The 22022-nt window shown below is 68.2% G+C and carries 16 protein-coding genes; 9 read left to right on the forward strand and 7 right to left on the reverse strand.

Annotation, left to right across the window (positions count from 1 at the left end):
- On the forward strand, positions 1-1445 hold a 1445-nt coding region (locus tag AC5RT3_RS17170), incomplete at its 5' end, for a primosomal protein N' (RefSeq protein ID WP_494124745.1).
- Here the strand turns inward: AC5RT3_RS17170 and AC5RT3_RS17175 are convergent.
- Genes AC5RT3_RS17175 through AC5RT3_RS17190 form a run of 4 tightly spaced genes read right to left on the reverse strand, consistent with a single transcriptional unit; the run spans position 1442 to position 5323 of the window.
- Complete coding sequence (locus AC5RT3_RS17175; RefSeq protein WP_494053650.1) at positions 1442-2530, reverse strand: glycosyltransferase family 4 protein; 1089 nt, start codon at positions 2528-2530, stop codon at positions 1442-1444. The two genes, AC5RT3_RS17170 and AC5RT3_RS17175, sit on opposite strands and share 4 nt — an antisense overlap.
- Positions 2527-3456, reverse strand: a complete 930-nt coding sequence (locus AC5RT3_RS17180; RefSeq protein WP_494053651.1) for an alpha/beta fold hydrolase — start codon at positions 3454-3456, stop codon at positions 2527-2529. Before AC5RT3_RS17180 ends, AC5RT3_RS17175 begins: the two co-directional genes overlap by 4 nt.
- Positions 3457-3468: 12 nt before the next feature.
- The gene (locus AC5RT3_RS17185) at positions 3469-4338 is read right to left on the reverse strand and encodes an aldo/keto reductase (RefSeq protein ID WP_494053652.1); all 870 of its coding nucleotides are present in this window, start codon (positions 4336-4338) and stop codon (positions 3469-3471) included.
- A gap of 10 nt (positions 4339-4348) precedes the next feature.
- A complete protein-coding gene (locus AC5RT3_RS17190) occupies positions 4349-5323 on the reverse strand; it encodes a sugar-binding transcriptional regulator (protein ID WP_494124746.1) in 975 nt (324 codons plus the stop codon).
- Between the two features lie 126 nt (positions 5324-5449).
- Here AC5RT3_RS17190 and AC5RT3_RS17195 point away from each other — a divergent pair, with 126 nt between their 5' ends.
- Both AC5RT3_RS17195 and glpK read left to right on the forward strand, forming a co-directional pair.
- The gene (locus tag AC5RT3_RS17195; protein WP_494124747.1) at positions 5450-7279 is read left to right on the forward strand and encodes a glycerol-3-phosphate dehydrogenase/oxidase; all 1830 of its coding nucleotides are present in this window, start codon (positions 5450-5452) and stop codon (positions 7277-7279) included.
- 49 nt (positions 7280-7328) lie between these two features.
- Positions 7329-8843 carry a glycerol kinase GlpK gene (gene glpK / locus AC5RT3_RS17200; protein ID WP_494053655.1) on the forward strand — a complete coding sequence of 505 codons (1515 nt, stop codon included), beginning with the start codon at positions 7329-7331 and terminating at the stop codon, positions 8841-8843.
- 29 nt (positions 8844-8872) lie between these two features.
- Here glpK and AC5RT3_RS17205 read toward each other — a convergent pair whose 3' ends face one another.
- Positions 8873-11137, reverse strand: coding sequence for a PEP/pyruvate-binding domain-containing protein (locus tag AC5RT3_RS17205; protein ID WP_494053656.1), 2265 nt, complete (start codon positions 11135-11137; stop codon positions 8873-8875).
- 291 nt (positions 11138-11428) lie between these two features.
- Here AC5RT3_RS17205 and leuS point away from each other — a divergent pair, with 291 nt between their 5' ends.
- The 5 genes from leuS to holA all read left to right on the forward strand — a co-directional run bounded on the left by leuS (position 11429) and on the right by holA (position 18928).
- Positions 11429-13951 (forward strand): leucine--tRNA ligase, encoded by a 2523-nt coding sequence (leuS, locus tag AC5RT3_RS17210; RefSeq protein ID WP_494124748.1) that lies wholly within the window; start codon positions 11429-11431, stop codon positions 13949-13951.
- Positions 13952-14014: 63 nt separating this feature from the next.
- Positions 14015-14995 carry a DegV family protein gene (locus AC5RT3_RS17215; RefSeq protein ID WP_494124749.1) on the forward strand — a complete coding sequence of 327 codons (981 nt, stop codon included), beginning with the start codon at positions 14015-14017 and terminating at the stop codon, positions 14993-14995.
- Positions 14996-15057: 62 nt separating this feature from the next.
- A complete protein-coding gene (locus tag AC5RT3_RS17220) occupies positions 15058-15966 on the forward strand; it encodes a ComEA family DNA-binding protein (protein ID WP_494124750.1) in 909 nt (302 codons plus the stop codon).
- Positions 15967-16043: 77 nt separating this feature from the next.
- Positions 16044-18128, forward strand: coding sequence for a ComEC/Rec2 family competence protein (locus AC5RT3_RS17225; protein ID WP_494124751.1), 2085 nt, complete (start codon positions 16044-16046; stop codon positions 18126-18128).
- On the forward strand, positions 18035-18928 hold the full coding sequence (gene holA, locus AC5RT3_RS17230; protein ID WP_494053661.1) for a DNA polymerase III subunit delta: 894 nt from the start codon (positions 18035-18037) through the stop codon (positions 18926-18928). Before AC5RT3_RS17225 ends, holA begins: the two co-directional genes overlap by 94 nt.
- Positions 18929-19011: 83 nt before the next feature.
- Here the strand turns inward: holA and rpsT are convergent, their stop codons facing one another.
- Complete coding sequence (gene rpsT, locus AC5RT3_RS17235) at positions 19012-19272, reverse strand: 30S ribosomal protein S20 (protein WP_494009232.1); 261 nt, start codon at positions 19270-19272, stop codon at positions 19012-19014.
- A 168-nt stretch (positions 19273-19440) separates the two neighbouring features.
- The gene (locus AC5RT3_RS17240; RefSeq protein WP_494053662.1) at positions 19441-19980 is read right to left on the reverse strand and encodes a type II toxin-antitoxin system PemK/MazF family toxin; all 540 of its coding nucleotides are present in this window, start codon (positions 19978-19980) and stop codon (positions 19441-19443) included.
- A gap of 179 nt (positions 19981-20159) precedes the next feature.
- Between AC5RT3_RS17240 and lepA the strand changes: the two genes are divergently transcribed.
- Positions 20160-22013 (forward strand): translation elongation factor 4, encoded by a 1854-nt coding sequence (lepA, locus tag AC5RT3_RS17245; RefSeq protein ID WP_009358806.1) that lies wholly within the window; start codon positions 20160-20162, stop codon positions 22011-22013.
- The last annotated feature ends 9 nt before the right edge of the window (positions 22014-22022 follow it).

The raw sequence follows: 22022 nt of genomic DNA on the forward strand, positions 1-22022 counted from the left end.
CCGCCGGCCGGGGCACAGTCCTGGTGGTTCCCGACTACCGCGACCTGGCCCGGCTGGAAGACGCCCTGCAGGCCGTGCTGCCGGAGGCCGCCGTCGCCCGGCTCACCGCGGAGGACGGGCCGACGCCCCGCTACCGCAACTTCCTGCGCCTCCTCGCCGGGCAGGCCACCGTGGCCATCGGCACCAGGTCAGCGGCGTTCGCCCCCGTCCGGAACCTTGGCCTGGTGGTGTGCTGGGACGACGGCGACGACCTCCACATAGAGCAGCGCGCACCGTACGCCCATGCGCGGGAGGTCCTGCTGCTGCGCGCCGAGCAGGAGGGCGCGGCCTGCCTGCTTGCGGGGCACTCCCGCAGCACCGAGGTGCAGCGCCTGGTGGAAGCCGGGTGGGTGCTTTCCGTGGAGGCGGACCGGCAGGATGTCCGCCGCACCGTGCCCCGGGTAGTCAATACCGCAGACAGCTTTGAACAGGAACGGGATCCATTGGCCACGGTGGCCCGCCTGCCCGGCGCCGCCTGGCGCGCCGCCAAGGAGGGCCTGGAACGCGGCCCGGTCCTGGTCCAGGTTGCGCGCGCCGGTTATGCGCCGTCGCTTGCCTGTGAAACCTGCCGTGAACCCGCCCGCTGCGGGACGTGCCAGGGGCCGCTGGCGCTGGCCGGCACCTCCGCCCTGCCACAGTGCCGCTGGTGTTCCACGCCCGCTCCTGACTGGAGGTGCGGCCACTGCGGCGGGCGGCGGCTGCGCAAAGGTGCCACCGGCGTGCTCCGCACCGCGGAGGAACTTGGCCGCGCGTTCCCCGGCACCACCGTGGTGACCTCCTCCGGCGACCAGGTGAAGGCGTCCGTGGGCGGCGGCAAGGCCCTCGTCGTGGCGACGGTCGGGGCGGAACCTGTTGCGGAGGACGGCTATGCGGCGGCGCTGCTGCTGGACGGTGACTCGCTGTTGCGCCGTGAAACGCTGCGCGCCGGTGAGGACACAGTCCGGCGCTGGTTCAATGCCGCCTCGCTGGTCCGTCCGGCGGCAGCCGGGGGACTCGTGGTGGTAACGGCGTGGGACACCGCCGCCACCGGTGCCCTTCTCCGTTGGGACCCGGCCGGCTATGCACAGCGGGAACTGTCCCTTCGTGCCGAACTCCAGTTGCCCCCGGCTGTACGGATTGCCTCGGTTACGGGGCCCAGGGCCGCCGTCGAGCATTACACCGGCGCGGTGGAAGCCCAACTCACCACGGCCGGGATTGCACTCCGTACGGCAGGGCCCGCGCACGTGCTGTTGAGCGGTCCGCCCGCGCCAGGCCGCCCTGCCGAGGACGTCCGGACGCTGCTGTTCTTCACCTACGGCCAGGCGGCCGCCGTCGTCCGGGTGCTTCGGGTGACGCGGGCCGCTGCAGCCGCCAAGCGCACCATGGATCCGGTCCAGCTCCGGCTGGACGGCGTGGACGTGCTCTAGCGCTTCCCGCCGCGGCGGCGCCGTTTGACGATCTCGGCGGCCACCTCCACCAGTTGCCGTGCCGATTCATCCCAGCTGAACTCTCGGGCACGGGCCAGGGAACTGCGGGACACCGCCTGCCAGGTGGCGGGGTCCTGGAGCCTGGCCACCGCCTCGGCAAACTGCCCCGGTGAGGCAGGATCCACATACGTTGCCGCGTCGCCACCCACTTCCCGGAAGATGGGAATGTCGCTGGCGATAACGGGAGTGCCGAGCGCCATGGCCTCGACCAGGGGGAGCCCGTAGCCTTCGGCGCGGGAAAGGCTCACCAGGGCCGTTGCGGTCCGCAGCAGCGTCGCGTATTCCTCGTCAGTCACCCCGTTGTGGAAGACCACGGAGGCATCCGGGGCAACCAGGGCTTCCAGCTCCGCCCGCCGCTGCGGGGTGATCCGGCTGAGCAGATGGAGGGTGTAGCCGGGAAGCTGCGCCATGCCGGCCACCATGGTCTCCACATTTTTGTAGGGCATGAAGGAACCCATGTAGACGATCGACTTCTCCGCGCCGGCCTCTGCGGGCCGGGGGTCCAGCTCAGGCTGCGGGGCGTTGCTGATGATCCGCACCGGTCGGCGGGTCAGGCGGTATTTGGCAATGAGCGCTTCCGTGGTCCGGCTGACCGTGGCCACCGTATCGGCGCGGTTGAGGAGCACCCGCTGCGGCCAGAATGCCTTGTGGTAGAGCCGCCACAGCAGGCGGACGGGTGCGGGCAGGAAGCCGGGGGGATCCGGGTGCTCGTAATAGATGAGGTCGTGGAGGGTCAGGACCAGTCCGTATTTCCGCCCCCAGCTGCCCATGGTCTGCATGGGGCACACCACCACGTCGGCGCCCAGCGCGTTGACCGTGCGCGCCACGAACAGCTCCCGGGGGGACAGCGGGCTGCTGATCAGGGTGTAGGGGACATCCGGAAGCAGGGCAAGCTGCCGGACGTCGGAAATCAGCATGGAAACATCGGCGATTTTCGCCGTCGCGGCAATCAGGCTTGCGCCGTAGCGGCTGATGCCGTCGTGGTGGTCTGTCCTGGTGAAACGGGCATCGATGACGATCTTCACGCGGGGTGGTCCTCCAGGAAGCTGCGGATGTAGCGGGCGGCCGGCTCGGGCGTCTCGTAGTGGATCAGGTGCCCGACGCCGGGAATCACCTTGAGCTGCGCGTCCGGAAGGAGCGCCGCCAGGCGGTGCTGGTCCGGCAGCATGGCGATCTCGTCCTTTTCCCCGGCAATCAGCAGCACGGGAAGGTGCAGCTTTCCGGCCACCTCTGCCACGTTGCTGTTGACGGAGGCGGTAAAGGCTTCGAGCAGGCTGTCCCGGTTCGCGAAGGCGCTGAAGTGGGCATGGTGCTGGCCATGGATGAAGCGGCGGAGGCTGCTGTCCTTCGTCTTGGCCATGGCTTCGCTCATCACACGGACGATCAGCGGGCTGCGCAGCAGCGCGAGCCCCAGGGGCCCGGGGAGGCGGGCACCCAGGCGGTAGTACAGCACCGCCAGCCGGGTCATGATCCCCTTCGGCCCCTCGAGCGCAGGGGCGGCGATGGGGTTGATGAGGATGAGCGGGCTGACTGCGTCCGGATTGGCTGCCACGAAGTGTGCAGCGATGATGGACCCGAACGAATGGCCCAGCAGGACAGTGTCAGGGCGCAGGCCGAGTGCCGCCATGAAGTCCGAGATGAACCGGCCGTACCGTTCCACTGAATGCGCGCCGGACCGGAATGCCCCGGAACTGCCGAATCCGGGAAGGTCGGGCATGACGAGGCGCATGTCGGGAAGCTGGTCGGCAACCCGCAGCAGGCCATAGTGGTCGCCGCGGAAGCCGTGGATGACCAGGATGGTGCGCGTGTGCGGGGTGGCGTGCAGGGGTTCAGAGGTCCAGTAGGCCACCGTGGCCCCGTCCATCTCCACGGTGGCGGCGGTGGTGCGGGCGGCGAGGTCAGGACTGATGTAGGCGGCCGCGGAGGACTGTCCCGGGCTGGTTGTTTTCATTGCCACTGGATCCTAGTTGACGTTGTCCGGATGGGAACCGGTGCGGTGTCCGCGCTCGAGCCCCGCGATCGCTGCCATGTCCCGCTCGGAGAGTTCGAAGCCGAAGACATCCAGGTTCTCCCGGATCCGCGCTTCGGAGCTGGCCTTGGGAATGGCCACATGGCCAAGCTGCATGTGCCAGCGCAGGATCACCTGGGCGGGAGTCCTGCGGTGTTCTGCCGCGCACGCCCCGATCACCGGATCGGCAAGCACCTGGCCCCTGCCGAGGGGGCTCCAGGCCTCAGTCATAACGCCCAGCTCCTTGTGCTTGCTGCGCAGTTCCTCCTGCTGCAGCCAGGGGTGGAGCTCAATCTGGTTGACGGCCGGAACCACCTCGGCCGTCTGGAGGAGCCGGTCCAGGTGTGCGGGCTGGAAGTTGCTGACGCCGATGGCGCGCACCTTGCCTTCCCGGTAGAGCGTTTCCAGTGCCCGGTATGTCTCCGGGTATAGCCCCTGCCGCGGGCAGGGCCAGTGGATGAGGTACATGTCCACGTAGTCCAGCCCCAGGTTGACCATCGACTCGTCGAAAGCCCGGAGCGTGGCGTCGTAGCCGTGGTGGTCGTTCCAGACCTTGGTGGTGATGAAGATGTCCTCCCTGGACAGGGCCGGAAAGAGCTCACCTGAACCTCCGCTGCCCGCCTGCGCGCTGAGCTGGGGGCTGATGCCACGCGCCACGCCCAGCTCGTTGCCGTACATCGCTGCCGTGTCGAAGTGGCGGTAGCCCGCCGCCAGGGCCATCGCAACGAGCCCTTCGGCCTCGGCAGCGGGCACCTTGTACAGCCCGAAGCCAAGCTGGTTGACCAGCACGCCGTTGTTCAGGCTGAGCCGAGGTGAGGTTCTCATGGCATCGACTCTACCCACTCGCGGTGGCGAGGCCTTCGAAATCCACCAGCCGCCGCGCGGTTGCTTCATCCAGGATCAGGTCGGTGGCCAGGTCTGCTGCCAGGGCTCCCCGCAGGCTGTCGATCTTGGAGGCGCCGGAGACCACGCAGATCCTGCGCCGCACCTGCCGTAGCTGGGAAAGAGCAGGTCCGGTGGAGCGTTCATTCAGGACGATGCCGTCGGAGGACCCGTCGCCGCGGAAGAAGACCGTGGCAACGTCACCCACCACATCGGAGGTGGCCAGCGCGTGGAGGTCGTCCTCGTCCAGGTAGCCGCCGGAGTAGACGTGGCTTGGGTAGTCGGCATCCACCGAGCCGACGCCGAAGATGGCGATGCTCATCTTCGCTTGCAGGGCCAGGATGCGCTGCACGCTGCGTTCATTCCACATGGCCGTCTTGGTGGCAGCATGGTCGAAAAAGGCGGGCACCGGGAACTGCTCCACCCGGGCCCCGTACGCACTGCCGAAGCGGCGCATGATGTCACTGGCGTACGTAATGCCGGTGGTGTGCATGTTGCCGGCCCCGTTCAGCTGGACAATGACGCTGTCATGGGTGATTTTCCGGGTCAGGTGCCGGCTGACCGCACTGATGGTCGATCCCCACGCCACCCCGATGATGGTGTTGGAGTCCACCAGCGGCCCGATGGTCCGGGCTGCCTGGATGGCCACCCGGTCCAGGGTTTCGGCTTCATTGAGCGTCTCGAGGACGGGCACCACGTGTACGTCCACGTTGTAGCGGTGCCGGATCATGCCCTCAAGCTCGGGCCCGGTGTCCAGGGGGTTGCGGATCTGGACCTGGACCAGGCCGGAGTCGCGGGCAGCGGAAAGAAGCCGGGAAACCGTTGACCGGGAGGTCCTAAGTTCCCGTGCGATGGCATCCATGGTCAGGTCCTGCAGGTAGTACATCTGTGCAGCGCGGAGGGCATCCGCGTGCCGGGAGGGGTTCATCGGCGATCCGTTCTGCACGTTTGTGCATTGAGCTTGACTCCATTTTCCATCAGTTCAACCATGGTTTGGGAACGGCGGCGCCAGCGTCCGGCGGCCGCGCATCAGGAAAAGTCACCAGGAGTAGTTGTGGGAGCCACAGAGCCAACCGTCCATCCATCCGCGCCGCGGCAGTCCGCCGAAGCGCCGAAGCCGGGGGCGGAACGAAGCCCGGTGCACAACCTGAGGCGGCGTCCGCATGCGAAAGTGCTGGTGGTGGGTGGCGGCATCAACGGTGTGGGCACATTCCGCGACCTGGCCCTGCAGGGCGTTGACGTGGCACTCGTGGAACGCGGTGACTACTGCCAGGGTGCCAGCGGCGCTTCATCGCACATGATCCATGGCGGCATCCGCTACCTGGAAAACGGCGAGTTCCGCCTGGTCCGGGAGTCGGTAGTTGAGCGCAACAGGCTGCTCCGGATTGCGCCGCACTACGTCAAGCCGCTGCAGACCACCATTCCGATCTTCAGCACGTTCTCCGGCGTCCTGGCTGCGCCCCTGCGCTTCCTCACGCACAAGCAGCACGGCAGGCCCACGGAGCGCGGCGCCTTCCTGATCAAGCTCGGCCTGAGCCTCTACGATTCCTTTTCGCGGGCCGGCGGCACAGTGCCCCGGCACCGGTTCCTGGACCGCAAGCGTGCTCTGGCGGAGCTCCCCGCGTTGCGGCCCGACATCAAATACACGGCCACCTACTTCGACGCGTCCGTGCACAATCCCGAGCGGCTCACCCTCGACGTGCTGCAGGACGGCGAACTGGCCGGCCGGACGGGCACTGCACCGGGGCAAGGGGACACTGCCCGGGCCAGCAACTACGTGTCACTGCAGTCCGTGACGTCCCGGCCCAACCCCGGAACCGGCAGGGGGAGCACCGTCCGGCTCCGGGACGAACTGACAGGGGAGGAATTCGACTTCACCGCCGACGTCATCGTCAACACCACCGGCGCCTGGGTTGACCTGACCAACCAGGCGATGGGCTCTGCCTCGTCCTTCATGGGCGGCACCAAGGGCTCGCACATCGTGCTGGACAACCCGGCCCTGCTCGAGGCCTGCCGGGGCCGGGAGATCTTCTTCGAGCACACGGATGGCCGCATCGTCCTGATCTACCCGATGGGTGACCGCGTGCTGGTGGGCACCACCGACGTGGATGCCAACATGGCCGAGGACGCCGTCTGCACCGACGAGGAAATCTCTTACTTCTTCGACCTCATCGGGCACGTGTTCCCCTCGGTCCCGGTGACCCGCGGACAGATCGTCTACACCTTTTCCGGCGTGCGGCCCCTGCCCCGGCATGACGCCACCCAGCCGGGCTTCGTCTCCCGCGACTACCGGATCGAGCGCCGCGGTCCGGCAGCCGACGGGACGGGCGCCGTCGTCCTGAGCCTGGTTGGCGGCAAGTGGACCACATTCCGTGCCCTCGCCGAGCACCTGGCCGACGACGTCCTGGCCGAGCTGGGCAAGGGCCGCAAAGTGACCACGGCCCAGCTGCCCATCGGCGGCGGTGCGGGCTTCCCCGCCGACGAGGCTGGCGTCCAGCAGTGGATCAAGGCGCACATGGCCCCCGGCCGGGACGCGGACCGCACCGCCGGGCTCCTGACCCGCTACGGCACGCGCGCGGAGGCGGTCATGGAGTACCTCGACGCCGGCGAGGACCGGCTGCTGCACTCCACCCGCGAGCTGAGCGTGCGGGAACTCGAGTTCATGGGCGCCCACGAGCAGGTGGGCCACCTGGTGGACGTCCTCATCCGGCGGACCTCCCTCGCGTTCCGCGGGCTCGTCACGGGTGAACTGCTCAACGAGGTGGCAGAAGTGCTCGCTGTTCCGCTTGGATGGGATGCAGCAGCCCGGAAAGCGGAAATCCTCCACGCGCAGGACGTGCTGAAGCGCTTCCACCGGGTGGAAACGCCCAGCCTGGTGGCGTAAGGGGACCCCGCCGCCATCCACCGCCACCAACCCGACAAGGACGTCATCCATGAACCAGTACATTCTCGCCATCGACCAGGGCACCACCAGCACCCGCGCCATCATCTTCGACCATTCCGGCGGCATTGTCTCCTCGGGGCAGATGGAGCACGAACAGATCTTCCCGCAGGCGGGCTGGGTGGAACACGACCCGGCGGAAATCTGGAACAACACCCGGGAAGTCGTTGCCTCCGCCCTGTCCAAGGCGAACCTGACGCGGCACGACATTGCCGCCGTCGGCATCACCAACCAGCGCGAAACCGCCGTGGTGTGGGACAAGACCACCGGTGAGCCGGTTTACAACGCGATCGTGTGGCAGGACACCCGGACACAGGACATCGTGGATGAACTGTCCCGGGACGGCGGAAGCGACCGCTTCAAGCAGAAGGTCGGCCTGCCGCTGGCCACCTACTTCTCGGGCACCAAGATCAAGTGGATCCTGGACAATGTGGCGGGGGCCCGCGAACGTGCCGAAGCCGGCAACCTGCTCTTCGGCAACACTGACGCCTGGGTGCTGTGGAACCTGACCGGCGGCGTGGACGGCGGTGTCCACGCCACGGACGTCACCAACGCCTCCCGCACGCTGTTCATGGACCTGGAGACCCTGCGGTGGGACGAGGACATCCTGAAGATCTTCGGCGTGCCGCGCAGCATGATGCCCGGCATCAAGTCCTCCTCCGAGGTGTACGGCCACGTCCACACCTCCCAGCTGCTTCGGGAAACCCCGGTGGCCGGGATCCTCGGAGACCAGCAGGCGGCCACCTTCGGCCAGGCGGCCTTCGAAACCGGCGGCGCAAAGAACACGTACGGGACGGGCTGCTTCCTGATTTTCAATACCGGCGGGGAGATTGTCCACTCCAGGAATGGGCTCCTCACCACGGTCGGCTACAAACTGGGGGATGCCGCCCCGCAGTACGCCCTCGAAGGGTCCATCGCCGTCGCCGGGTCGCTTATCCAGTGGCTGCGCGACAACCTGGGCATGATCAGCAGCGCACCCGAGGTGGAAACCCTGGCGGCCTCCGTCAAGGACAACGGCGGCGTCTACATCGTTCCGGCGTTCTCGGGCCTGTTCGCCCCCCACTGGCGCCCGGATGCCCGCGGCGCCATCGTGGGCCTGACCCGCTTCGTCAACAAGAACCACATCGCCCGTGCCGCGCTGGAAGCCACCGCCTTCCAGACCCGCGAGGTGCTGGACGCCGTCAACGCTGACTCGGGGGTTCCCCTCACTGAGCTCAAGGTCGACGGCGGCATGGTGGCCAATGACGCACTGATGCAGTTCCAGGCGGACATCCTGGGTGTCCCCGTCATCCGTCCCAGGGTCATCGAGACCACGGCGCTCGGGGCGGCCTACGCGGCCGGCCTTGCGGTTGGGTTCTGGAAGGACCTGGGCGAGCTGTCAGCCAACTGGTCGGAGGACAAGCGCTGGGAGCCGCAGCTCGACGCGGCTGAGCGGGACCGGCAGATGCGCCTCTGGCGGAAAGCCGTCACCAAGTCCATTGACTGGGTGGACGAGGATGTGAAGTAGCCCTTTCCGGAGCGGGACCGGCCCCGGGCTCAGCCTGCGCCAGTTTCCACAATGCCTTTGCTGCCATCCACCGTGACCCATTGGCCGGTGTGCAGGACCTGGGTGGCGTTGCCGGTGCCCACTACGGCCGGTATACCGTACTCCCGCGCCACCAGTGAGGCATGCGCGGCGAGGTTGCCCGTATCCGTGACGACGGCGGCGGCGCCGGCGAAGAGCGGAGTCCAGGCAGGTGCCGTTGCCCTGGCCACCAGGATTTCGCCCGGCCGGAATCCCGCGAAGTCGGCCGGACCCGTAACCAGCCGCACCTGTCCACGGGCTCGGCCAGGGCTTGCCGGGTGCCCGCTCAGAGCACCGGCGGGAAGGGCGCGTTCCGTCCGGGCTTTGTTGGCTATCCGGTCAAATGAGTTGCCCAGCAGGGGCAAGGTGCCCAACGTGAGCGGCGCGTCGAGTTTCCGCTGCCGCAGCCAGTCATCCCGGCGCCGGGACACATCTGTGTGGCGGGGCGGTCCGCCGGTCCGAAGCTCCCGCCGGGTGAGGAAATAGACGTCCTCCGGGTCGCTGATGATTCCGGCCTGCTGCAGGGTTGTGCCTATTCGCCCAGCGCACCGGCGCAGCAGCGGCCAGCCCAGTGTGAAGTCGCGGGCCTGTTCCTCCCGCAGCAGGGCATAATGCTGTGCAACGGCCAGGAGGGTGTCGAAACGGCGCAGGAGGCGGGTTCCCGCCAGGATCCGACGGCAGGCAGCCTCTGCCGCCCGGCGCCGGTCCACGGCACTGGAGGAAACGTGGTGTCCGCCGGAGACCGACGCCGCCGGCGCTTCCGGCTCCTCACCCGCCGTCCTGTGGAACCAGTCAATGCTGTACACGGCATGGGGCACCTGGGGCGGGGCGGACGGGAGCAGCCCGCCGAGCAGTACCTGGTAGCCCTCAGCCCCGGATGCCCCACGGACCGCGCGCGCCAAAGCGCCGGCCAGATGCCGCCGCCAGAAGCGGGCGAGGGCCATCTCCATCTTCCAGGCGGCGCCGCCGGTAACTGAGAAATACCAGAGGTAGGCGCCCGCCGCGTCCACCACCTGCTCCACCTGGCCGATGATGTCCGGAAGGCCGGCCGCATCGCCGTCCTCCGGCTGTCCCTCCGCCAGGCGGCGGTAGGCGGGGAGGCACACGGTCCGCCATTCGTGCTCCAGGCTTCGCAGGACAGCGCGGTCGGCACCGGGCGGGTCCAGCATGGGACGGACGACGCAGTTGAAGATGTAGGGCAGCGAGCGCGGCGTCCCGCCAAACAGCAGGTGGGGGAGCACCCCGGGCGTGGGCGGAGCAACGTAGTACCAGCCGTTGACCGTTGCGTGTTTCATCGGCACCTGGACACCGGTGGAGTGGGCCACGGCCCGGTTGTACGCGGCATCCAGGGATGGCACCAGCCAGTCCATGAAGAGCGGGGTGACCGGTTCGGGAAGCCATTCGCCCAGCCGGAAGTTGCGTATCCACACACCGTTTCCCGGCCGCTGCCAGGCCACCGGTTCCGGAACGGCGGTCATCGGCCGCGCCTGCACAAGCTGGACTTGGCCGGACCTGTCCAACGCCCACTCAACATCCTGGGGAGCACCGAAGTACCCGGCGACTCTTTGCGCCGCGGCCGCCACCGCCGTCGCGCCTTCTGCCGTCAGGACGCCTCCGCCGCGGGTGCACGTGGCGCTGCCGTTCCGGACTGTCCATCCTTCTCCGCCCTCGGAACCGGAGACGAGCCCTTCAGCGAGCCCCGGTACAGCGGAAATGACAGTCTCGTCCCGGGCTCCGGTCAGTGGATTGGCGGAGAACGCGACACCCGCCGCTATGGGCTCCACCATCTGCTGGACCAGCACGGCCATGGTCCCGCTGCCCGTCTGGCCGCGGGACTCCTGGTACGCCCGCACCCTGCCGGCCTCCGCCGACTGGAAGCAGCGGGCGACCGCAGTATCGAGGCCTGCCGGATCAACATTGAGGTAACTTTCGTACATGCCGGCGTAGGAAGCGCCCGGCAGGTCTTCCGCGGTGGCGGAGGAGCGGACGGCATAGGGGCCGGGGCCAGCCGCCCGGGCAGCGTCCTGCAACAGGCGCAACCAGTCGCTGCGCCCCGAGGCGTCATCAAACGCGGCACGGGTCACCACGAATCCGGGCGGCACCGGGAATCCTGCCCTCCGCAGCCGGGCCAGGGCGGCGGCCTTGCCGCCCACAACATCCCGCTGGAGGGCGGCTGCCCCGCCAAGCCGGGGAAAGCGGCCTTCCGTTCCCGCGGCCTTCTCCGCAGCATTATGCATGGCGTCACCTGCCGGATCGGGGCCCGGACGGGCCGGCTCCAGTCTAGTGACGGGCAACCGGCCGGGTACAGCCCCCTTCAGCCCCGGCTCCCGCAGGTGCGCTAAAGTAGTTCCATGCGTGCGATCCTTCTGCTTAGCTAGCCGCCGGCTGTCCGACATGACGGACGGCTGAGCGGCAGCCCCTCCATGGCGAGGGGCTTTTGTGTGTCCGGGAGGATTTCCCGGGCCGCTGCGGGAGGATCAGGCCGTTATGGCAGCACAAGTGCCGTAACAGAACAGAAGAGGGCAGCAGTGGGCGTTCAGCCGGAGACAGAGACCGGAGCAGCAGTGGCAGCGGAAGCACCCGAGGAGGGCACGTACAGCTTCCCGGCCATGGAGGCCAAGTGGCCGCAGGTGTGGGAGGACCTGAAGGTCTTCACCCCTGTCGACGACGGATCGCGGGAGCGGCGGTACGTGCTGGACATGTTCCCCTACCCGTCCGGCGACCTGCACATGGGCCATGCCGAGGCGTTCGCGATGGGCGACGTCGTGGCCCGCTACCTCCGCCAGCAGGGCTATGACGTGCTGCATCCGATCGGCTGGGACTCCTTCGGCCTGCCGGCGGAGAACGCCGCAATCAAGCGGAACGCCCATCCCAGCGAGTGGACGTACGCGAACATCGACACCCAGGCCGCGTCCTTCAAGCGTTACGCCATCTCCGCCGACTGGTCCCGCCGGCTGCACACCTCGGATCCCGAGTACTACCGCTGGACCCAGTGGCTCTTCAAGCGCTTCTACGAGCGCGGCCTGGCTTACCGGAAGAACTCGCCGGTCAACTGGTGCCCCAAGGACCAGACCGTCCTGGCCAATGAGCAGGTCGTCAACGGCGCCTGCGAGCGCTGCGGCACCACTGTCACCAAGAAGTCCCTGAACCAGTGGTACTTCAAGATCACAGATTACGCCGACCGGCTGCTCGACGACATGGAACAGCTCCGGGGCCACTGGCCCGAACGGGTACTGGCCATGCAGAAGAACTGGATCGGCCGGTCCGAGGGTGCCCACGTCAACTTCGTGATCGAGGCCGACGGCGGCAAGCCCGCCAAGGAGGTCACGGTCTTCACCACCCGCCCGGACACCCTGTACGGTGCCACTTTCTTCGTGGTGGCCGCTGACGCGCCGCTCGCCGTCGAACTCGTGACAGAGGAACACGCGGCAGCGCTGGACGAGTACCGTGAACAGGTCAAGGCACTGTCGGAGATCGAGCGCCAGTCCACCGAACGCGAAAAGACCGGTGTCTTCACCGGCCGGTACGCCATCAACCCGCTGAACGGGGAAAAGCTGCCCGTCTGGGCCGCCGACTACGTCCTGGCCGACTACGGCACCGGCGCCATCATGGCCGTTCCCGCCCACGACCAGCGCGACCTCGACTTCGCCCGCACCTTCGACCTGCCCGTACGCGCGGTCCTGGACACCGGCGAGGAGGACCCCGCCGTGTCCGGCACCGCCACCGCCGGCGAGGGCACCCTGATCAACTCCGGAGAGCTGGACGGGCTGCCCAAGGCTGAGGCCATCCCCGCCGCCATCGCCATCCTGGAGCGGCAGGGGACCGGCGAGAAGTTCGTGAACTTCCGGCTCCGCGACTGGCTCCTGAGCCGGCAGCGGTTCTGGGGCACGCCCATCCCCATCATCCATTGCCTGTCCTGCGGGGAGGTGCCCGTCCCGGACGAGCAGCTGCCCGTCACGCTGCCCTCGGACCTGCGCGGTGAGGACCTGGCCCCGAAGGGCACCTCGCCCCTGGCCGCCGCCGAAGCCTGGGTCAGTGTCGAGTGCCCGTCCTGCCACGGACCTGCCAAGCGCGACACCGACACCATGGACACCTTCGTGGACTCGTCCTGGTACTTCCTGCGGTTCGTCTCGCCGCACTACACCGAGGGCCCGTTCGATCCGCAGAAGATCAACGACTGGATGCCCGTGGGGCAGTACGTCGGCGGCGTGGAGCACGCCATCCTGCACCTGCTGTACGCCCGCTTCTTCACCAAGGTCATCAACGACCTCGGAATGATCGAGGCCAACGAGCCGTTCAGCGCCCTCCTGAACCAGGGCCAGGTGCTCAACGGCGGCAAGGCCATGAGCAAGTCGCTGGGCAACGGCGTGGACCTGGGTGAGCAGTTGGATAAGTACGGCGTGGACGCCGTCCGCCTCACCATGATCTTCGCCTCCCCGCCGGAGGACGACGTGGACTGGGCCGACGTGTCCCCGTCCGGCTCCGCGAAGTTCCTGGCCCGCGCCTGGCGCCTGGCGCAGGATGTCTCCAGTGATCCCGGCACCGACTTCAGCGCCGGGGACCGGGCGCTGCGTTCGGTCACGCACCGCACCATCGCGGACGCCGCCGAACTGCTGGATGCCAACAAGTTCAATGTCGTGGTGGCCAAGCTGATGGAACTGGTCAACGCCACCCGCAAGGCCATCGACTCCGGTGCTGGCGGCGCCGATCCGGCCGTCCGTGAAGCCGCCGAGGCAGTGGCCGTCATCCTTAGCCTCTTCGCGCCCTACACCGCCGAAGACATGTGGAACGTGCTGGGCCACCCCGCATCCGTGGCCAACGCCGGCTGGCCGGCCCATGACCCCGCGCTCCTGGTCCAGGCGACGGTCACCGCCGTCGTCCAGGTCCAGGGCAAGGTGCGGGACAGGCTGGAAGTCTCCCCGGACATTTCCGAGGACGAACTCCGTGAACTGGCCCTGGCCTCGGAAAATGTCCAGCGCGCAATGGACGGCCGCGGCATCCGCACGGTTATTGTCCGGGCACCTAAACTGGTCAACATCGTCCCGGCCTAGCAGGCAGGCCGGGCCCGGCCGCCGGACAACTCCGGTGGCCGGCCAGTGACACCAGGAGGCCCCTTGCCCGACAGTTCCGCCGCCGGCTGGCCCTGGTTCCGGGCCCGCCTGTCAGGTTTACGCCCCGCACCCAGGCCCGGTGCCGCCGTCGTCCGCACGGCGGTGGTGACGGACTCAGCCGCGGCGCTGCCGCAACCGTGGGCGGACGGGCTCAAAGCGGACGGACTGCTCACCGTGATCCCCATGCCCGTCATGGTGGGAGCGGACATCTACGGCGAGGGTGAAGACGACATACTGGAAACCATCGCGTTGGCCCTGGCCGCGGGGACGCCGGTCAAGACGTCCCGCCCCTCGCCCGGACAGTTCGAGCAGGCCTTCCGGGCGTCGCTGCGCCTGGGGTACGAAGAGATCGTCTCAATCCACATCTCCGGCGAGCTCTCCGGCACGGCGGATGCCGCCCGCCTGGCCGCCGCCCGGGTGGGAATCCCGGTGGAAGTGGTTGACTCGCGGACGGTGGGAATGGCGCTGGGCATGGCGGTCCAGGCCGGTGTTGCGGCTGCGGCCGGCGGCGCCGACGCGGTCAGTACTGCTTCCGCCGCGGCGGCCCAGGCCGGCCGGACCAAGGTCTATTTTTACGTTCCGAGCCTGGAGCAGCTCCGCCGCGGCGGCCGGATTGGCCCGGCCGCATCGTTGCTGGGCACGATGCTGGCCATCAAACCGATCCTTGCGGTGGAAAACGGCAGGATCGTACCTCTTGAGAAGGTGCGGTCGGCCGCCAGGGCGGTAGGCCGGCTGGAGGAGCTCGTCGCCGCCGAGGCGCTGGCCCAGCCCGGGCAGGCGGTCCGGCTGGCGGTACACCATTTCGGGAACCCGGAGGAAGCCGAAGGCCTCGCGGCCAGGCTGGCAGCGGCGCTTCCGCAGTGTCCGCCGGCGCAGATCAGCTCACTCCCGGCAGTGCTGGCGGCGCACGCCGGTCTGGGTGTCCTCGCCGTTATCGTCGGCCGCGACGCTGCCGCCGGCGCGTCCGGACCCCAGACTCCCTAGCCTGTCCACATAGCACCTTTCGGGCCTGTTGCCCGGTGCGCTGATGTCCTTAGCGTGAAGCCATGTCACGCCGGGATGCTGGAGCAGCGGGACCTTCGGCGCGCCATGCCAGGGCCCGCCTGCAGGCAACCCTGGGAGGGCGGCAGGGGCTCCTGGCGGACGGGGGAGGGGAGCGGGACTTCGAATACCGGGGGAGTGAAGAACCCCTGCCGGACCCTGTGGGCTTTGAAGACGGGCGTGGCGAAGGCGTTGGGGGGCCTGCCGGGCTGGCCCCCGCACTGCGCTGGCGGCTGGGGCTTCGGGTTGCGGTCCTGCTCGGCGTCCTTGCTGTCGCCGCCGGTGCGGTGTTCTGGTGGCAGGCCGCGTCCGGCCGTCCGCAGATCCTGCCGCTTGCCGGGATCAGCGCGGGCCCGCCGGCGGAAAGCGGATCCCAGGACGGGGACGGGGACGGTGGGGACGCCGGGGAGGTCGCGGAGGCCCTGCCGCAGGTGACTAAGCCTGCGGGAAGCTCCGCCGGCCCGGTAGTGGTCCATGTGGCCGGTGCGGTGGCCGCGCCCGGCGTGGTGACCCTGCCGGCAGGGAGCCGTGTCCATGAGGCCATCGGCGCTACGGGCGGCGGAACACCCGACGCCGATCTCAACCGCCTCAACCTGGCACTGGTCGTCGAGGACGGACAAAAGATCCATGTTCCCCGGCAGGGTGAAGCCACGCCGCCGTTGGCGGAGTCCGCCGGACCGGCCGGTGCAGTGGGCACCGGTGGCGGGCCGGGGTCCGGCGGTGCGAAGGTCAACCTCAACACCGCGGGGGCGGCCGAGCTTGACACCCTGCCCAAGGTGGGGCCGGTGCTCGCACAGCGGATCGTGGACTGGCGGGCGGACCACGGTCCCTTCAAGACCGCGGAGGAGCTTGACGCGGTGGACGGTGTGGGCCCCAAGTTGCTTGAGGCCTTGCTGCCGCTGGTGACGGTGTGACGTGCCGCAGCAGGTGAACGGGCATCCTGATGGGTGAAGGGGGAGCAGGGCGAAAGGCCAGTCCGTGGAGCCGTTACGTGGACTCCGCCGTCAGCGGCGCGCAGGGAGCAGGCGCCGGTTATGGCGTCAACGGGCCGAACGTGGAGGACAGCAGGAAACGGCCCGTCTCCGGCACATACTCAGGCCGCATGGACGCAATCCGGGACGGGCTTGCCCTGCCTAAGCCGAGGGGCGGCGCTGCACCAGGCGATGGAGCCGGCAGCGACGACGCCGGCACCGGATCCCCGGGCCGCCGTACGGATCTCCGCCTTGCCCTTCCTGCCGCCATGGTCTGGGGCGCTTCCCTTGCCGGCCTGTGGTTGACGCCTGCTGCCCTGGCCGTGCTCTGTGTGGTTTTGGCGGCCCTCGGCGTGCTGCTGCTGGTGCGGCTCCGCCGGCGGACACCCGCCGGGCAGCCGCTGGGCCGGCGCAGCTTCCGGGCCACCACTGCCGTTGCCCTCCTGCTCGCCGCCGCCGCTGCAGCCCATTCCTCCGTGGCCTCCAGCCAGCGTTTTGATGGCCCGCTCGCCGAGGCTATCGCCGACGGGAAGTCTGTGGTCGCGCTGGTGGAGGTGGCCGGGACGCCCCGTCCGCTGAGCAGGCCCGGGCATGCAAGTCCGCCCGAACGATGGTCCGTGCCCGTCCTGACCCGGGAAGTCGCCACTGGGGGCGTGGTGCTGCACACCCGGGCACAGCTGGTGGTCATGGGAGGTGGCACCTGGGGAACCCTGGTCCCGGGACAAGCCGTCCGCGCCACCGGAAAACTGCGTCCGGCTGACCCAGGGCGGTATGAGGCCGGTACGCTGGCTGCCTCTTCCGCGCCGGGCCCGGCCGACGGCGGCTCCGGATTGGAGAGCGCGGCAAAGGACCTGCGGGTCCGGTTTGTCAGTGCTGCCGCGTTTCTGGCCCCTGATGCCGCAGGCCTCCTGCCGGGCATGGTCACAGGGGACACCAGCGCCCTGGACGAAGGGCTGGAAAACGCCATGAAGGCCGTGGGCATGACCCACCTCACCGCTGTCTCCGGGGCCAACTGCAGCCTCGTCCTGGGTGCGCTGCTGCTTGCCTGCCGGAAAATGCGGATGCCGCGCGCGCCCGCCGCCGCCGCGGCCCTGGCCGGATTGGGGATGTTCGTAGTCCTCGTCGGCCCGGACCCCAGCGTCCTGCGGGCAGCCGTGATGGGAGCGGTGGCCGTGGCTGCCCTCTCCGCGGGCCGCTCCGGGCGGGGGCTGAGTTTCCTCTGCCTGGCGGTGACAGGGCTCCTGCTCGTCGACCCTGGGCTGGGCGGGAGCTTCGGGTTCCTGCTCTCCGTCCTGGCGACGCTGGGAATCATCGTCCTGGGCAGGCGGATCATTGACTGGACTCCCGCCGGCATTCCCCGGTGGGCGGCCGCCGCCGTGGCGGTTCCGCTGTCCGCCCAGCTGCTGTGCGGGCCCGTCATTGTCCTGCTGCAGCCCCAGTTTTCGACCTACTCGCTCCTGGCGAACGTGGCCGCATCACCTTTGGTGGCGCCGGTAACCTTGCTGGGAACCGCGGCGGTTCCCCTTGTTGCCCTGGCACCCTGGCCCGCCACGTTGCTCATCGCCGTGGCTGGAACGTTCAGTGCCGGCGTCGCGGGCATCGCACGGGTCAGCTCGCAGCTTCCGGGTACCTCCCTTCCCTGGCCGGAAGGTTTAACCGGGCTGCTGTCCATGCTCCTGCTCTCGGTCCTCACCGCAGCTGCCACGTGGGCGGCGGCACGTCCCCAGGCCGTTGTGCGCCTTGCCCTCGCGGCTCACCGGACCACGGTTTCGCTTCTTGCGCTGCCGGAGCGCAAGTGGGCGGCCCCGCACCGGCAACACGGCTTTGACCACGGTGCAGGACATGGCAGGCTGGGATACTCCACAAAATATTCCGGAAGGGATCCCCGATGGCCGCTGCGCAAAAACGAGCAACCCGTCCGGCGGCGTCGAATGCTGCCGCCTGGCGCGATGCAGCCCCGGCACCCGTTGTCCTCATCACCGGCCCCGAGGAGTACCTGGGCATTCGGGCCATGGACAACATCCGGTCGCAGGTCCGGGCAACGTCTCCCGATGTGGAGGTCAGCCGGGTCGACGCCGCCGCCTACGAGGCCGGAAGCCTTCTAATGCTGGTCAGCCCCTCACTGTTCGGGGAAAGCAAACTAATCGAGGTCGAAGGCCTGGAAGCCATGAACGAGGCTTTCCTGGCCGACGCCCTGGCCTACCTCGGCCATCTGGAACCGGACGCCGTCCTGGTCCTGCGGCATGGCGGGGGAGCGCGCGGCAAGAAGCTCCTCGACGCCATCAAGAAGGGCGGCTGGCCGGTGGTGGACTGCCAGCCGCTCAAGAAGGACGCCGACAAGATGGCCTTCGTGTCCGCGGAGTTCAAAGCGGCCGGCCGGCGGATCGAGCAGGACGCGGTCCTGGCCCTGGTCAACGCGGTAGGGGCCAACCTTTCCGAACTGGCCGCTGCGTGCAGCCAGCTGATTTCCGATGCGGGAACCACCGTGACGTCTGAGGTGGTTGACCGGTACTACGGCGGCAGGATCGAGGCGACAGCATTCAAGGTGGCCGACGCTGCGATGGCCGGAAACGGGCCCCTGGCGCTTTCCACGCTCCGGCATGCCCTTGCCACGGGGGCCGATCCGGTTCCCTTGGTGGCTGCCCTGGCGGCCAAACTGCGCACGGTGGCCCGGGTGGCCGGCGCTTCCGGCTCCGCGACACAGATCGCCGCCGAACTGGGCATGCAGCCGTGGCTGGTGGAGCAGGCGCAGCGTGACGTCCGGCGGTGGACTCCGGAAGGGCTGGTCCGGTCCATCCAGGCCACGGCGGAGGCGGACGCACAGGTCAAGGGGCTCTCGCGTGACCCTGTGTTCGCCGTCGAGAATGCGGTCAGGATCATCGCAATGTCCGTGCAGGGCCGCTAAGTCCGCAGGCGGTACCGCTTAAAGGCGCGTGGCCGGTACCCGAGGGTACCGGCCACGATCATCAGTTCGGGGAACTGGAAACCTTACAGTGCGTTGACCTTCTTGGAGATCGCCGACTTGCGGTTTGCTGCGTTGTTCTTGTGCAGAACACCCTTGCTGACAGCCTTGTCCAGCTTGCGGCTGGCAACAACCAGGGCAGCAGCAGCTGCATCCTTGTCCGTGGACTCAACGGCGGTGTTGACGGCGCGGATGGCCGTCTTCAGCTCGGACTTGACTGCGTTGTTGCGCAGGCGTGCCTTCTCGTTGGTGAGGATGCGCTTCTTCTGGGACTTGATATTCGCCACGTGTGAACTCTCTTTTTAATGCGGAAATGGTCTAGAGGGCTTTCAGGCTGGCCATTGACTGAGCGGCGTGGGGATACCTATGGCGGCCAACCATCAGTGGCCGTCGACCTGCACGGACACACAGCTATAAAGAATAGCAGGTCAGCCGCCGGGCTGGCCATTCAAGGCCTACGTCCAGCCGTGTCGCGCGCGGAGCCCTGCGGCCACGGCGTCAAAGCGCTTGCGGTCCAGCACAGCGCCCTCCCGGCGGATGTCCGCCGGCCTGATTTGCAGGATGCGGTCCAGCCGGGCCTCGCTGGGCCTGGCCTGGCGGTCCCAGCCGCCCACGCCCAGGTCCACGTAGTCGGGGGATGCGGATGCTGCGGGCACCCGGTCCCTGCTGGTGAGCATCAGTCCCAGCAGGTACGGTCCGCTGCGTCCCACCAGCAGTACCGGGCGGTCTTTCCCGCGGGAGTGGTCCTCCTGGTACGGCACCCAGGTCCACACCACCTCGCCGGGGTCCGGATCGCCGTCGGGCTTGGGCGCATAGCTGACGACGGAGCGCCCGCGGAAATCCCCCGGGTAGCGGCTTGTGCCGGCAGGGGCAGCAGGCCCCCGGGCGTGGGAACGGGACGGCGCCAGGTTCTTGGACGAAGCGGGCCCGGTCGCACTTAGCAGCCGAAGCCCGCTCCGGACGGCGTTCGCCAGGGGACGGAGACTGAAAGGCATTCCGCCACCTTACAGCCGGGCCCTGCTGCGGGCACGACTGTAAACCCCCCAACGGGATGCGGTGCCACGCGCCCGGACGTGGGACACTTGAAGTTGACGATGTGCGGCTGGACCGCGGGAACCTGATCAAGGGTGCACCCGCCGGCAGCCGCGGAAATGCCAACAGTAAGGACCCCTGCGTGTCTCCCATGGCCCGCACCGCCCCGGTGCCCGCCGCGACAGATCCGGCCATCATTCGGAATTTCTGCATCATCGCGCACATTGACCACGGCAAGTCCACCCTGGCTGACCGCATGCTGCAGTCCACCGGAGTGGTGCAGGCACGCGACATGAAGGCCCAGTACCTGGACCGCATGGATATCGAGCGTGAACGCGGCATCACCATCAAGTCCCAGGCCGTCCGCATGCCCTGGGAAGTTGACGGCGTGAGCTACGCACTGAACATGATCGACACTCCCGGCCACGTGGACTTCACCTATGAGGTCTCCCGGTCGCTGGCGGCGTGCGAAGGTGCCGTCCTGCTGGTGGACGCGGCGCAGGGCATCGAGGCACAGACCCTCGCGAACCTCTACCTGGCGATGGAAAACGACCTAACCATCATTCCGGTGCTCAACAAGATCGACCTTCCGGCGGCGCAGCCAGAGAAGTACGCAGCGGAACTGGCCAATCTCATCGGCGGCGATCCGGAGGACGTCCTGCTGGTTTCGGGCAAGACCGGCGTGGGCGTCGAGGCCCTGCTGGACAAGATCGTCACCGACCTCCCGGCACCCGTGGGTGACGCCAACGCACCCGCCCGCGCCATGATCTTCGACTCCGTCTATGACACCTACCGCGGCGTGGTCACCTACGTGCGGGTGGTGGACGGCATGCTGCATCCGCGCGAGCGCATCCAGATGATGTCCACGAAGGCCTCGCACGAACTCCTGGAGATCGGAGTCAGCTCACCCGAGCCGACGCCTTCCAAGGGCCTGGGCGTCGGTGAGGTGGGCTACCTCATCACCGGCGTGAAGGACGTCCGCCAGTCCAAGGTAGGTGACACGGTCACCAACCTTGCCAAGCCGGCGTCGGAATCCCTCAGCGGCTACGCCGATCCGAAGCCCATGGTGTTCTCCGGGCTCTACCCGCTGGACGGAACCGATTATCCGGTGCTCCGCGACGCCCTGGACAAGCTCAAGCTCAATGACGCCGCACTGGTCTACGAGCCGGAAACCTCCGCCGCGCTGGGCTTCGGCTTCCGCGTGGGCTTCCTTGGCCTGCTGCACCTCGAGATCGTCCGGGAACGCCTGGAGCGTGAATTCAACCTGGACCTCATCTCCACGGCACCGAACGTGGTCTACGAGGTGACCCTCGAGGACAAGTCCGTCCTGACCGTCACCAACCCCAGCGAGTTCCCGGCCGGCAAGATCCGGGAAGTCCGGGAACCCATGGTGTCCGCCACCATCCTCGCCCCCAACGAGTTCGTGGGGGCCATCATGGAGCTGTGCCAGGGCCGCCGCGGCCAGATGAAGGGCATGGACTACCTCTCCGAGGACCGCGTGGAACTGCGGTACTGGATCCCTCTGGCGGAGATCGTTTTCGACTTCTTCGACATCCTCAAGTCCAAGACCCGCGGCTACGCGTCGCTGGACTGGAAGGCCGACGGCGAACAGGTGGCAGACCTCGTCAAGGTGGACATCCTGCTGCAGGGCGAACAGGTGGACGCCTTCAGTGCCATCACCCACAAGGACAAGGCCTACGCGTACGGCGTGATGATGACCGGCAAGCTGCGTGAGCTCATTCCGAGGCAGCAGTTCGAGGTCCCCATCCAGGCAGCCATCGGATCCAGGATCATCGCTCGCGAAAGCATCCGCGCCATCCGCAAGGACGTGCTCGCCAAGTGCTACGGCGGTGACATTTCGCGTAAGCGGAAGCTGCTGGAGAAGCAGAAGGAAGGCAAGAAGCGCATGAAGATGGTAGGCCGCGTAGAGGTTCCCCAGGAGGCCTTCATCGCCGCGCTGACCACCGACGAGTCCAAGGACAAGGCCAAGAAGTAGTGATGACAG

The organism is Arthrobacter sp. Y3221159, assembly GCF_059089885.1.